We start from the raw sequence: 12,883 nt of genomic DNA on the forward strand, positions 1-12,883 counted from the left end.
ATGATGGCGGCGTGGCTGCTGTTCAGCGCGTCCCTGCCGGCGTTAACGCTGGATGACCTGCAACAGCGTCTGGCCCAACACCGGGTTATCCGTAGTGATTTTACCCAACTGCGGCAGATTGCCGGGATGAGCCGGCCGCTGCGTTCAAGCGGCCGCCTGCTGATTTCGCAGGCAGATGGCCTGTGGTGGCAACAGGATACCCCCTTCCCGATGACGCTTATCCTGACGGAACAGCAGATGGTGCAACAGATGCCCAACCAGCCGCCGCAGGTGATTACCGCCGTCAACCAACCGCAGATGTTTCAGTTTAACCACCTGCTGCGGGCGCTGTTTCAGGCCGACCGCCAGGTGCTGATGCAGAATTTCTCACTCGCGCTGGAGGAGCCCGGCACCCCGGCGTGGCGGCTGGTGCTGACGCCGAACACTTCGCCCCTCGACAAACTTTTTACCCACCTGATTCTGGAAGGCGATCAGCTTATTGATCACATCGCCCTGTATGATCGCCAGGGCGATGTCACCACCCTTGCGTTCACCCATCAACGGCTGCTGCCAGGGACATTAAGTGATGATGAACAACAGCGTTTCCGCCACTAAGCGCCACAAGGTGGCGGGCTGGGGCTGGGCCGGGGTCTGCGCGGCATTATTGGTGTCCCTCTTCCTGTTGTGGCCGGGCGCCCGGATCAACAGCAGCGTGCTGGCGCTGCTGCCGGCGCGGATCATGGGCGATGCGCCGCCGGATCTGCAACAGGGGTTTATGCAGCAGCTGGATCGCCAGATGGTGTGGTTGATCTCACCCGGTAAACAGGCCGATCCGGCAGCCGCGCAATGGTGGCTCTCGCACCTTCGCGGGTTGCCGTCACTGCAACAGGTCACAGGCCCGATGGACGCGGGGCAACAACAGCAGTGGGGACAGTTTGCGTTTGAACACCGTAATGCGCTGCTGGATGGTGATACGCGTGCCCGGCTGGCCGAGGGCGGTGCAGCGCAGGCAGAGTGGGTGCTGGCGCAACTCTACTCAGCGTTCGCCGGGGTCAGCGGGCAGGAGCTGAAACATGACCCGCTGCTGCTGGTGCGCGGTGCCCAGCTGGCGCTGCAAAAAAACAGCGGGCGGATGGGGCTGACGCAAGGATGGCTGACCACCACTGACCCCCAGGGGCGCGTCTGGTATTTCCTGCATGGTGAACTCAGCGGTAATGCCTTCGACATGGCGCAAAGCCAGCAACTGACAGCGGAACTTGCCCGCCTGAAGAGTGCGTTTCAGGCCGCCTTCCCGCAGGCAAAAGTCCTGACACGCGGCAGTGTGCTGTTCAGCCACTATGCCGGCCAACAGGCGCGGCAGGATGTCTCCACGCTCGGTACGGCCTCGGTCGGCGGCGTGCTGTTGCTGATTATCATGGTTTTCCGCTCGGTGCGGCCGCTGCTGCTCTGTGTGTTGTCGCTTGGCGTGGGTGCGCTGGCCGGTGGCGTGATGACGCTGCTCTGTTTCGGCGAGCTGCATCTGATGACGCTGGTGATGAGCATCAGCATCGTTGGGATTTCAGCAGATTACACCCTCTATTACCTCACGGAACGCAGAGTACACGGCGCGGTGCATTCCCCGCTGGAGAGCCTGCACAAGGTGCTGCCGACGCTGCTGCTGGCGCTGGCGACCACCGTCGCCGCCTACCTGATGATGTTGCTGGCCCCGTTTCCGGGGGTGCGGCAACTGGCGGTGTTTGCCGCTGCCGGGCTGACTGCCTCCTGCCTGACGGTGGTCTGCTGGTATCCGTGGCTGGTCGGGGGCCTGCCGGTGCGGCCGGTGCCTGCGATGAGGCTGATGGGGCGCTGGCTCTGTGCCTGGCGGCGCCGGCCGGTCATCAGGCTGGGGCTGCCGCTGGCCGTGGCCGTGCTCGCGCTGGCGGGGTGGCTGCGCCTCACGGTCAACGATGATATTTCCCAGCTTCAGGCCCTGCCGCCGGGCCTGATGCAACAAGAACGCGAGATTGCCGCGCTGACCGGGCAACACAGCGATCAGACCTTCTTTATGGTCTATGGCGACAACGCTGAGCAGGTGCTGCAACGTGCCGGGGCGCTGGTGCCCGGCCTGCAAAACGCGCAGCGGCAACAATGGCTGAGCCATTGGCGCCTGCCGCCGCTCCTGTCGCTGCAACAGCAGGCGCAGGATCAGCGTTTGATCGCGGCAGCGGCCCCGCAGGTGACGCAGCGGCTGGCTGAGGCTGGTCTGGCGGTGGCGCCGCCGGATGTCCGGGCGATGCCGGTCACACCGGATGCCTGGCTGGCCAGCCCGTTGAGTGAGGGCTGGCGCCTGCTGTGGCTGACCCTGCCGGATGGCCGCAGCAGCCTGTTGATTCCGGTCAGCGGGGTACAGCAGCGGGCGGCGTTAAAGCAGCTGGCGGATACGCAGCCGGGCGTGGTGTGGGTCGATCGTAAAAGCGGCTTCAACGACCTGTTCCGCTTTTACCGGGTAATGCTCTCCTGGTTGCTGCTGGCGGCACTGGCGCTGCTGGCACTCAGTTTTACCTGCCGCTTCGGCCTGCGCCGTGGGCTGGTAAATATGCTCCCCACGCTGCTGTCACTGGGGGCAGGGGTGGCTGCGCTGTCGCTGGGCGGCGAGGCGCTGAACCTCTTTTCCCTGCTGGCGCTGGTGCTGGTGCTGGGCATCGGCATCAACTATACGCTGTTCTTCAGTAACCCCCGGGGCACACCAATGACTTCGTTGCTGGCCGCGACGCTGGCGATGGGCACCACGTTGATGACGCTGGGAATGCTGGTGTTCAGCCGCACCGCGGCGATCGCCAGCTTCGGCACGGTGTTATGCAGCGGCATTTTTACGGCCTTCCTGCTGGCCCCGCTGGCCTTGCCCCGTTCCAAAGGAAAACCCCGGAAATTCCCCTTTCGCGCCGGGCTGCTGCTCAGCGTGCTGCTGAGCGGGTGCGCTGCCACCCCCGGCCCCACGCTGCCGCAGGCGTGGCTCAAGCCCGGCGTGCGGGTCACGTTGCCCGCACCCGGCATCAGCCCGGCCATTCATGGCCAGCAATTGCTGACCGGCACCTTCAAAGGGCAGCAGCAATCGCTGGTGGTGTTGCTGAATGCCGATGCGCAGCGCCTTTCCCTGGCCGGGCTGTCGTCGCTGGGCATCCGGTTGTTCCAGCTCACTTATGATGCACAGGGCATCCACACCAGGCAGGCGCTCGTGCTGCCGGATCTGCCGCCTGCTGCGCAGGTACTGGCGGATGTCATGCTCGGCCTGTGGCCGGTGGAGGCCTGGCAGGGCCGCTTGCCGCCGGGCTGGACCCTTAACGACGAGGGCGATACCCGCCGGTTGTGTGATGAGCACGGGAAAAGGGTGACGGAGATCCGCTATCAGCGCCGCCACGGGCAGCGCAAACCGGTCAGCCTGGAGCAGTACGTATTCGGTTATCACATCACTATTCAACATCTGGACGATTAAGATGATCACAATTTCTGCCGTGGGCATGCTGAATGCCCTGGGCAACAACGCCGATGAGGTTGCCGGCAATCTGGCACGTGGCCATGCGCCGGGCATGGGGCCGGACAGCGTCTGGCGACTGGGTGAAAAATGCTGCTGGACCGGGCGGGTGACCGGGCCTCTGCCGGCGGTGCCTGACGCGCTGGCCGCGCACAACAGCCGCAATAACCGCCTGCTCATGGCTGCGCTGGCGCAGATCCGGCCGGAAGTCGAGCAGGCTATCGCCCGCGTGGGCGCAGCGCGGGTAGCCGTGGTATTGGGCACCAGTACCTCCGGGCTGGACGAGGCGGACCAGTTTGTCAGCCGCGGGTTGCCGGGCTACCGCTATGCCCAACAGGAGCTGGGCGATCCGTCGCGTTTTCTTGCCCGGTTACTGGGGCTGCGTGGGCCGGCTTATACCCTGTCAACCGCCTGCTCCTCCAGCGCCCGGGCGCTGATCAGTGGTGCCCGGCTGATCCGCGCCGGGCTGGCTGATATGGCGATTGTCGGCGGGGCTGACACCCTCAGCCGGATGCCGGTAAACGGCTTTGACAGCCTGGCCTCACTCTCTTCGCACCGCTGCACGCCTTTCAGCACCCACCGGGACGGCATCACCATCGGGGAAGGCAGCGCCCTGATGCTGATCGGGCGTAACACCGGCGGCGTGGCGCTGCGCGGCTGGGGAGAATCCTCGGATGCCCACCACATCTCTGCGCCCCATCCGCAGGGGGACGGGGCGATCCGCGCCATCAGTATGGCGTTGCGCAGTGCCGGGTTGCAGCCGCAGCAGGTCGGCTACATCAACCTGCACGGCACCGCCACCCGCCTTAATGACCAGATAGAGGCACAGGTCATCGCCACACTGTTCGGTGATGGCGTACCGGCCAGCTCGACCAAACACCTCACCGGGCATATGCTCGGTGCCGCCGGCATCGGGGAAGCGGCGCTCGGCTGGCTGCTGCTGACCCGGCCGCTGCCGCTGCCGCCGCAGGATTTCTCGCAAGACCCGCTGGATGAATCGCTTCCCCGCTGTGGCCTGCTTACGGCACCCGCGCCGTTGGGCCGACGGTGCGTGCTCTCCAACTCCTTCGCATTTGGCGGCAACAACGCCTGCCTGATTCTGGGGGATGCGCCATGACGCGTTTATCGCCTGCCTGTTATCTGCCCCATGTCGCGCCGCTGATCCTGCTGGATGAGGTCGTCAGTGTCTCCGGCACCTCGGCCCACTGCCGGGTGCGGGTCAGTGCCGACGGCGTCCTGGCGCCGTTTCTCACACCGCAGGGCACGTTGCCCGCCTGGTTTGGCATTGAAATCATCGCACAGGCGGTGGGGGTGTGGTCGGGCTGGCACGGGCGGCAGCGCGGGGAGGCCGCACAGCCGGGCATGTTGCTGGGCGCACGGAATTACCGCTGCCCGGCCGGTGACTTTGCCGCAGAGTCGCTGCTGGAAGTCAGTATCGCGTTGCTGATGCGCGATGAAAAAATGGGCAGTTTTGACGGCGCCATCGCCTGCAACGGTGAACGCCGGGCCGGCGGCAGGATCACCACCTACCAGCCGGGCGAAGGGGAGTTATCGCAACTTTTACAACAGGGAAAGATCTCATGAAGCGTTCAGTGTTAGTGACAGGGGCCAGCAAAGGCATCGGGCGCGCGATCGCGCAATGTCTGGCGGCCGGGGGGTTCTCTGTGGTGGTGCATTATCACCGCGATCAGGCCGGGGCCACGGCGACAATGGAACAGATCCACCAGGCCGGCGGCGAGGCGCGCCTGCTCTGCATGGATGTGGCTGACCGGGCGCAGTGCCGCGCCCGCCTGGAAGAGGACATAGCCGCGCACGGCGCCTATTACGGTGTGGTCAACAATGCCGGGATTACCTGCGACGGCGCGTTCCCGGCGCTGGAGGGTGAGGCGTGGGATCAGGTTATCCATACCAATCTCGACAGTTTCTACAACGTCATTCACCCCTGCATCATGCCGATGATCCGGCGGCGCGACGGCGGCCGGGTGGTGGTGATCTCATCGGTATCCGGGCTGGTAGGCAACCGCGGGCAGGTTAACTACAGCGCGGCCAAAGCGGGGCTGATAGGGGCCGCCAGGGCGCTGGCGGTGGAACTGGCCTCACGCCGGATTACCGTGAACTGCATCGCCCCGGGCCTTATCGACACCGCCATGATCCAGATGGCACCGGAAGCGCGTGAGGCCGCGATGGCGATGATCCCGATGCAACGGGTCGGGCAGGCGGATGAAGTGGCAGGGCTGGCGGGCTACCTGATGTCAGACGCTGCCGGGTATATCACCCGTCAGGTGATTTCAATCAACGGGGGGATGGTGTGATGCGGCGGGTGGTGGTAACAGGCATGGGCGGCGTGACCGCCTTTGGCAATGACTGGGCGTCGGTGTCGGCCAATATCCTGGCCGGGCGCAACGCGGTACGCAAGATGCCGGAATGGCGGGTGTATGCCGGGCTGAATACGCTGCTGGGCGCGCCGATTGATGATTTCAGCCTGCCGGAGCACTACACCCGCAAGCGCATCCGTTCCATGGGGCGCGTATCGCTGATGGCCACCCGCGCCACCGAACTGGCGCTGAGCCGGGCCGGGCTGCTGGGTGATCCGGTGCTGACCAGCGGCGACACCGGGATCGCCTATGGGTCGTCTACCGGCAGCACCGGGCCGGTGAGTGAGTTTGCCACCATGCTGACAGAGAAACACACCAATAACATCACCGGCACCACCTACGTGCAGATGATGCCGCACACCGCCGCGATCAATACCGGGCTGTTCTTTGGCCTGCGCGGCCGGGTGATCCCGACATCCAGCGCCTGTACCTCGGGCAGCCAGGCGATTGGGTACGCCTGGGAAGCGATTCGCCACGGCTACCAGACGGTGATGGTGGCCGGCGGGGCAGAGGAGTTATGCCCGTCTGAGGCCGCCGTGTTTGATACGCTGTTTGCCACCAGCCAGCGTAATGACGCGCCGCACACCACCCCGGCCCCGTTTGATGCCGATCGTGACGGCCTGGTGATCGGCGAGGGGGCGGGTACACTGGTGCTGGAGGCACTGGAACATGCCCTGGCGCGCGGGGCGACGATCTATGCGGAGCTGGTGGGGTTTTACACCAACTGCGATGCCGCCCACATTACCCAGCCGCAACAGGCGACGATAGAAGTCTGCATGGCGCGGGCATTGCAGATGGCCGGGCTGGAAGCGGCACAGATTGGTTATATCAATGCCCACGGCACAGCCACCGGGCGCGGCGATATCGCGGAGAGCCGGGCCACCGCCGCCGTGTTTGGCGCACAGACCCCGTTCTCGTCGCTGAAAAGTTATTTCGGCCACACGCTGGGAGCCAGCGGTGCGCTGGAAGCCTGGATGAGCATTGAGATGATGCGCGCGGGCTGGTTTGCACCGACGCTGAACCTCACCCGGCCGGCACTGGACTGCGGCGAGCTGGATTACATTATCGGTGAGCCGCGCCGCCGGCAGGTGGAGTATGTGCAGTCCAATAATTTTGCTTTCGGTGGGGTGAATACGTCACTGATTTTCCGCCGTTGGCCGCCATGCGTCACCGGCTGATCGTGGGGCATACCGGGGCGTTGTGCCGCGAGGCCGCGCACTGGTTGCCGCCTTCGGTTCGCGCTGCCATGCCGCAGCCACAACGGCTGGCCGGGCGGGTGTTGCTGTCCAGGGCCCTGAACCGGCCGCTGCCGCCGCTGCTGATTGCAGAGAGTGGTAAGCCCTGTTTTGCCGAGCCGTCATTGCCTGCGTTCAGCCTCAGCCACAGCGGCCAGACGGTGGCGCTGCTGTTGTCATCCGGGGGCGAGGTAGGGTGCGATATCGAACAGGTTCGCGCCCGTCCGCGCTTTGCGGCGCTGGCGGCGCAAAGCTTCAGCCCGGCATGCTGCCACTGGCTGCGGCGGCAGCGCGATCCGCTGGCGGCCTTCTGGCAACTCTGGACGGTGCATGAAGCGGTACTGAAACAGCAGGGGCGCAGCGTCTGGGCAATGCGTGACCTGCACCTCTCCTTACCCCATCTGGCCCCTGCCGGGTTAGTCACCCACACCTTCTGCCTGGATGGCTGCCGGATAGCCCTGTGCGCCCGGCAGCCGTTTACCGCACTGAAAATAGAACGCCTTTGACGTCACGCCCGCGCCCGCTCAGCGCTGGGCGTCGGTGATCGGGTCACGCACGATAAACAGGTAGGAGAGCGCGCCAAGCACCGTCACCCCGGCACAAATGCTGAGCGCCAGGCTGAAGGAGTGGGTGGTGTCGAGGATCCAGCCGGTCACCACCGGGGCGAACGAGGCGAAAATGAAGCTGGCGAAGTTCTGGATGCTGCCCACCGAGGCGGTCATGCGTGAGGCCACCGCAACATGGATCAGCCCCCAGCAGGAGGTGCCGGCAAAGTGGATGCAGAACAGCGCCATGCCGATCAGCACCACCGCCACGCCGGTGGTTTCTGCCTGCACCACCACGGCAGTGAACGCGGCGGAGAGGAACATGCCGGAGGCGATACAGATTTTGCGGCTTTTTACCGGGGCCATGCCGCGCCGCACCAGAAAATCGGTGACCACGCCGTTGCACAACATCCCGGCCGCGCCGAACAGGAACGGGATGGCGGCATACAGCCCGGTGCTTTTCAGGTCAAGCTGGTAGGTGTTCTGCAAGTAGCCCGGCAGCCAGGCGAGGTAGAGCCAGGCGGTGTAGTTGATGCCGCTGAAGCCGAGCATCATGCCCCACATGGTGCGGTTGCGGAACAGCCCGCGCCATTCGGCCATGCTCAGTGGGTCCTGCCGGGTGCTGACGCTGCCGTTATTGAGGTACGCCTGCTCGTCAGCCGTGAGGGACACCGACGGGCGGTTGCGGTAGAGCGTGTACCAGCCGAGGGAAAGGGCGATCCCCAGCACGCCGATGGTGATAAACATGCCGCGCCAGCCGATCAGCAGCATCATGGCGGCGAGGATCGGCGGGCTGATGGCCAGCCCGATGGTGGAGGCGGCATTGAAGATGCCCATCGGCGTGCCGCGGTGGCGGATGTTGAACCAGTCATTGATCACCTTCACGCCGCACGGGTTCATCGGCGCTTCACCAATCCCCAGCCCGATGCGTACCAGCACAAACTGGGTGAAACTGTTGACCAGTCCGGAGAGCGCCTGGAACAGCGACCAGACAAACATCCCCAGCCCCAGCATAATGCGCGGCCCTTTGCGATCCAGCAGTGGGCCGCACGGCAGTTGCGCCAGCCCATATGCCAGCGAAAAGGCAGAAAGCAGCAGGCCGATCTCAGTACCGCTCAGCCCCATCTCCCCGCGAATGGTCATGTTTGCCACCGACAGGGAGCTGCGGTCGAGGTAGTTGATCACCGCCGCCAGAAACAGCAGCACCATCGCGGTGGTCTGGATGCGTTTGAGGCGGGCGCTGCGCGGCGGTGCGGCAGCGTCAAGCGGGGGCAGCGTAACCGGCGGGCGCGCACCGCGCACCGTCTCACCGGTAAACTCACGGGTTTTATCCATTGCAGGCTCCAGGGGGTAAAGGCTGCCCGGTCAGGCAGCCGACCCCCTGAGCCTAGCGAGCGCCGCCCGCACGCCGCTGCGGTTTGGTGCCAAACCGTGCGGCGGGTAAACGTTTTCGGTTTTTAACCGGGTTTTATCCGGCGGCCGCCAGCCTGCCGGGCGCGGGCGGCGGCTTTGCTGAAAAGCGCATAAGGCTAGCAAGATTGGTTGTTAGACAAGGACGCCGGCCGCTCTTACTCTCGACACGTTTTTTCATACTGATTAACACGTTAAGAAGGGGTGCGCAGTGGGCAAAGGGACAGGGAACGGGGAAAAAACAGGGGGCGGGCGGCCGCTCCGGGCGGTGGTGCTGGCCGGGGCCGTCTGGCTGGCGGCCGGGGCATCGGCAGATGACATCCTGAAAGAAGGGATCACCCCGGCGACCGATCCAGGCCAGGTGCCGGCTGCGGCGGCGCTGCGCAAAGACACGGTGGTGGCCGGGATCTCCGAGCCGCAGGGCATTTTTAACCCCTACTTCTTCACCAATGGCTGGGATGAGAACGTCACCAACGTCATCTTCGCCCGCCTGATCGACCTCGACAGCCAGGGCAAACCGGTGCCGGGGCTGGCCGCCGCCTGGCAGGTCAGCGCAGACAACCGCGTTTACACCATCAAACTGCGCCCGGGGCTGACCTTCAGCGACGGTTCGCCGCTCACCGCAGAGGATGTCGCCTTTACCCTGACCCTGCTGCATGACCCGGCCTATGACGGCGAGACCGACCTCTCCCTGGCGCACATTGACGGCGGGGAGGCGTATAAAACCGGCAAGGCGTCCGCCATCCGCGGCCTGAAGGTGATTGACCCGCTGACGCTGGAGGTCACCACCACCCAGCCGGGCGCCACCACCCTGTTCCTGATCGGCGGGCCGGTGCTCTCCAAAGCCTATTACGGCAAAGGCTACCAGCCGGGCAAACTCACCTACCTGCGCACCCTGCACGGCAAGCCGCTGGGCAACGGGCCTTACATTTATGACACCTACATCCCGGGGCAGGAGATCCGCTTCCACGCCAACCCGCGTTACTACCGCGGTGCCCCGGCGATGGCGCGCTTTATCTACCGCGTCACCAACCCGGCCACTAACTTCCAGCTGTTCCAGACCGGCGAAACCGACTATGACGCCTTCACCTCCCGCCCGGACGACGTCGAGCAGCTGAAAATGCTGGGCTTTGCCAACATCAACCTCTACAGCTCCAGTGACTACAGCAAAATCGCCTTTAACCTGAAAAAACCGGCCTTGCAGGATGTGCGGGTGCGGCAGGCGCTGATCTACGGGCTGGATCGCCAGAAGCTGATCTCGGTGGTCTATCAGGGTTACGGGCAGGTGGCCAACGAGCCGATAGCACCGATCTCCTGGGCCTACGACCCCAGCGGCGTGAACCCTTACGCCTATGACCCGGCCAAAGCCAACCAACTGCTGGAGGCGGCCGGCTGGGTGCGCGGTGCTGACGGCATCCGCAGCAAGGCGGGCCAGCGTCTGACCCTGACGCTGCTGGTGACCAAAAAAGTGCTGAATGACGCGCTGGTGCCGGTTGCCCGGGAGAACTACCGTCAGCTGGGCATTGACCTGCGCCCGCAGGTGCTGGATTTCAACGCGCTGCTCGCCGGCTACAAAAGCGGCAATTACGATCTGGCGTCGTTCAGTACCAGTACCCTGAATGACCCGCATGACGGCGTGCGGGACTTCCAGACCAGTGAAAGTACCAACGGCTACAGCAACCCGGCGGTGGATAAGCTTATCGCCGAGGGGAACAGCACGCTGGACACGGCGCAACGCAAACCGATCTACCACCGGCTCTATCAGGCGCTGGCGGAAGACCCGCCGGTGATCCTGCTCGGCTACCGCAAAATCCTGTCGGCCAGCAGCGCCCGCGTCACCGGCTTCACGCCGGACATTTATAACGGCCTGGTGGGCAGTCTGCCGGCAGTGAAGCTGGCCGCGCCGGCCCCCTGACGAGCGACGATGAAAACCTTTATCCTGCGCCGGCTGCTGCTGACGTTGCCGATGCTGCTGCTGGCCTCCATGCTGATTTTCGGGATTTTCGCCCTGACGCCGGGCGACTTTATCGACGGCAATATTACCCTGACCGCCGCGCGGGCGGCGGAGCTGCGCGCGCTGTACGGACTCGACCAGCCGCTCTGGTCGCGCTACCTGCACTGGCTGGGGCAGCTGCTGCACGGCGATCTCGGCTTCTCGCTGCAGTACCAGATCCCGGTCAGCACGCTGCTCAACCAGTACATCTGGCACTCGTTCCTGCTGGCCTCGGTGTCGATGTTGCTTTACTGGGGCATCGCGCTGGCCGTGGGGGTGGCGTCAGCGCTGCGGCCGCACTCGCTGTTTGACCACCTGGTCACGGCAGGGGTCTTCGGGGCCATGTCATTCCCGACCTTCTTCCTCTGTCTGCTGCTGATTAAGTGGTTTGCCGTTGACCTGCACTGGCTGCCGGCAGGCGGCATGCTGCGCACCGGCAGCGACAGCCGGGGGCTGGCCTGGGCGGGCGAGGTGGCATTGCACCTGATTTTGCCCGTGACCGCGCTGGTGATGTTGCAGGCAGGCAGCCTGACGCGCTACTTCCGCGCCAGCATGCTTGAGGTGGTGCGCATGGACTTCATCCGCACCGCCCGCGCCAAAGGGCTGCGCGAGCGCACCGTTATCCTGAAACATGCGCTGCGCAATGCCCTGCTGCCTATCATCACGCTGTTGGGGTTTGAGCTGCCGGGGCTGTTTTCCGGGGCGCTGATCACCGAAAAAATCTTCAACTGGCCGGGGGCGGGGCATATCCATATCGACTCCCTGGCGGCGCGCGATTACCCGGTGCTGATGGGCTTTACCCTGTTTCTGGCGGTGCTGACCCTGTTGGGCAACCTGCTGGCGGACGTGCTCTATGCCTGGGCCGATCCGCGGATCCGGATGAGGTAATGATGTTACGACAGCTTTTCACCCCCAGCCGCCGCTGGCGTCAGGCGGCACTGCCGGCGCTGGCGCAGCGCGCCTCCTCGCCGGGGAACGAGGCGTGGCGGCGGCTGCGGCGCAACCGCCCGGCGATGACGTCGCTGGCGCTGCTGCTGCTGATGGTGCTCTGGTGCGCCGTCGGGCCGTACTTCTCGCCGTGGCGCGATGACGCCACCGACATCATGATGATCAATAAAGCGCCGGACGCGGCACACTGGCTCGGCACCGATTTCCTTGGGCGCGATATCTATACCCGGATGCTGCTGGCCGGGCGCATTTCGCTGACCATCGGGCTGGTGACCATGCTGCTCTCGGTGACGCTCGGCTATGCGGTCGGCGCGGTGGCGGGCTATGCCGGCGGCCTCACCGACAAGCTGCTGATGCGGCTGGCGGATCTGCTGATGACCATTCCCAGCCTGCCGCTGCTGATCATTATGGGCGCGGTGGTCACGGAGCTGGGCATCCCGCCCGACTACCGCATCTATTTGGTGATGGTGATGCTCAGCCTGCTGGGCTGGCCCTCGCTGGCGCGGCTGGTGCGCGGCCAAATCCTGTCGCTGCGCGAACGCGATTTTATGCTGGCGACCGAGGTGCTGGGGTTGTCTGCGCGGCGGCGCATCCTGGGCCACCTGCTGCCGAACACCGTGCCGATCCTGATAGTGGTCGCCACGCTGGGCGTGGCCAATGCCATCCTCAGTGAGTCAGCGCTGAGTTACCTCGGGCTGGGCGTGGTGCCGCCCACGCCCTCCTGGGGCAACATGATGGACGCCGCCAACAGCCTGATCGACTTCCAGCGCCGCCCCTGGCTCTGGATGCCGCCGGGCGCGGCGATCTTCCTGACGGTCGTGGCGATTAACCTGCTGGGTGATGCCCTGCGCGACGCCCTCGACCCCCATATGACCCGGAGATAACCG

The 12,883-nt window shown here is 64.9% G+C and carries 11 protein-coding genes and 1 pseudogene; 11 read left to right on the top strand and 1 reads right to left on the bottom strand.

Features of this window, described 5'->3' with window-relative positions:
- Window positions 1-3 precede the first annotated feature (3 nt).
- From CYR55_RS10420 to CYR55_RS10450, 8 genes and pseudogenes are all read left to right on the top strand, one after another.
- Window positions 4-594 carry a LolA family protein gene (locus CYR55_RS10420; RefSeq protein ID WP_101816157.1) on the top strand — a complete coding sequence of 197 codons (591 nt, stop codon included), beginning with the start codon at window positions 4-6 and terminating at the stop codon, window positions 592-594.
- Window positions 566-2,884, top strand: a pseudogene (locus CYR55_RS10425) (MMPL family transporter); the annotation flags it as partial. The gene CYR55_RS10420 and the pseudogene CYR55_RS10425, both read left to right, overlap by 29 nt.
- A gap of 99 nt (window positions 2,885-2,983) precedes the next feature.
- Window positions 2,984-3,451, top strand: a complete 468-nt coding sequence (locus CYR55_RS23980; protein ID WP_277622327.1) for a DUF3261 domain-containing protein — start codon at window positions 2,984-2,986, stop codon at window positions 3,449-3,451.
- A gap of 1 nt (window position 3,452) precedes the next feature.
- Complete coding sequence (locus tag CYR55_RS10430) at window positions 3,453-4,607, top strand: beta-ketoacyl-[acyl-carrier-protein] synthase family protein (RefSeq protein ID WP_101816077.1); 1,155 nt, start codon at window positions 3,453-3,455, stop codon at window positions 4,605-4,607.
- Window positions 4,604-5,074 (top strand): hotdog family protein, encoded by a 471-nt coding sequence (locus tag CYR55_RS10435; RefSeq protein WP_101816078.1) that lies wholly within the window; start codon window positions 4,604-4,606, stop codon window positions 5,072-5,074. The genes CYR55_RS10430 and CYR55_RS10435 overlap by 4 nt, the downstream gene beginning before the upstream one ends.
- The gene (locus CYR55_RS10440; protein WP_101816079.1) at window positions 5,071-5,802 is read left to right on the top strand and encodes a 3-ketoacyl-ACP reductase FabG2; all 732 of its coding nucleotides are present in this window, start codon (window positions 5,071-5,073) and stop codon (window positions 5,800-5,802) included. The genes CYR55_RS10435 and CYR55_RS10440 overlap by 4 nt, the downstream gene beginning before the upstream one ends.
- On the top strand, window positions 5,802-7,043 hold the full coding sequence (locus CYR55_RS10445; RefSeq protein WP_101816080.1) for a beta-ketoacyl-ACP synthase: 1,242 nt from the start codon (window positions 5,802-5,804) through the stop codon (window positions 7,041-7,043). Before CYR55_RS10440 ends, CYR55_RS10445 begins: the two co-directional genes overlap by 1 nt.
- Window positions 7,028-7,606 carry a 4'-phosphopantetheinyl transferase superfamily protein gene (locus CYR55_RS10450; RefSeq protein ID WP_101816081.1) on the top strand — a complete coding sequence of 193 codons (579 nt, stop codon included), beginning with the start codon at window positions 7,028-7,030 and terminating at the stop codon, window positions 7,604-7,606. Before CYR55_RS10445 ends, CYR55_RS10450 begins: the two co-directional genes overlap by 16 nt.
- An 18-nt stretch (window positions 7,607-7,624) precedes the next feature.
- Here the strand turns inward: CYR55_RS10450 and CYR55_RS10455 are convergent, their stop codons facing one another.
- Window positions 7,625-8,854, bottom strand: a complete 1,230-nt coding sequence (locus CYR55_RS10455) for an MFS transporter (protein WP_338153008.1) — start codon at window positions 8,852-8,854, stop codon at window positions 7,625-7,627.
- A 469-nt stretch (window positions 8,855-9,323) separates the two neighbouring features.
- Here CYR55_RS10455 and CYR55_RS10460 point away from each other — a divergent pair, with 469 nt between their 5' ends.
- Genes CYR55_RS10460 through opp4C form a run of 3 tightly spaced genes read left to right on the top strand, consistent with a single transcriptional unit; the run spans window position 9,324 to window position 12,880 of the window.
- Window positions 9,324-10,970: an ABC transporter substrate-binding protein gene (locus tag CYR55_RS10460; protein ID WP_241522132.1), complete on the top strand. Its 1,647-nt coding sequence runs from the start codon at window positions 9,324-9,326 to the stop codon at window positions 10,968-10,970.
- A 9-nt stretch (window positions 10,971-10,979) separates the two neighbouring features.
- Window positions 10,980-11,936 (top strand): ABC transporter permease, encoded by a 957-nt coding sequence (locus CYR55_RS10465; RefSeq protein ID WP_101816083.1) that lies wholly within the window; start codon window positions 10,980-10,982, stop codon window positions 11,934-11,936.
- Entirely contained in the window at window positions 11,936-12,880 is a 945-nt protein-coding gene (gene opp4C, locus CYR55_RS10470; protein WP_101816084.1) for an oligopeptide ABC transporter permease, read from the top strand. Before CYR55_RS10465 ends, opp4C begins: the two co-directional genes overlap by 1 nt.
- The last annotated feature ends 3 nt before the right edge of the window (window positions 12,881-12,883 follow it).

Origin of the sequence: Chimaeribacter californicus (assembly GCF_002858675.1) — a bacterium.
Lineage (GTDB): Bacteria > Pseudomonadota > Gammaproteobacteria > Enterobacterales > Enterobacteriaceae > Chimaeribacter > Chimaeribacter californicus.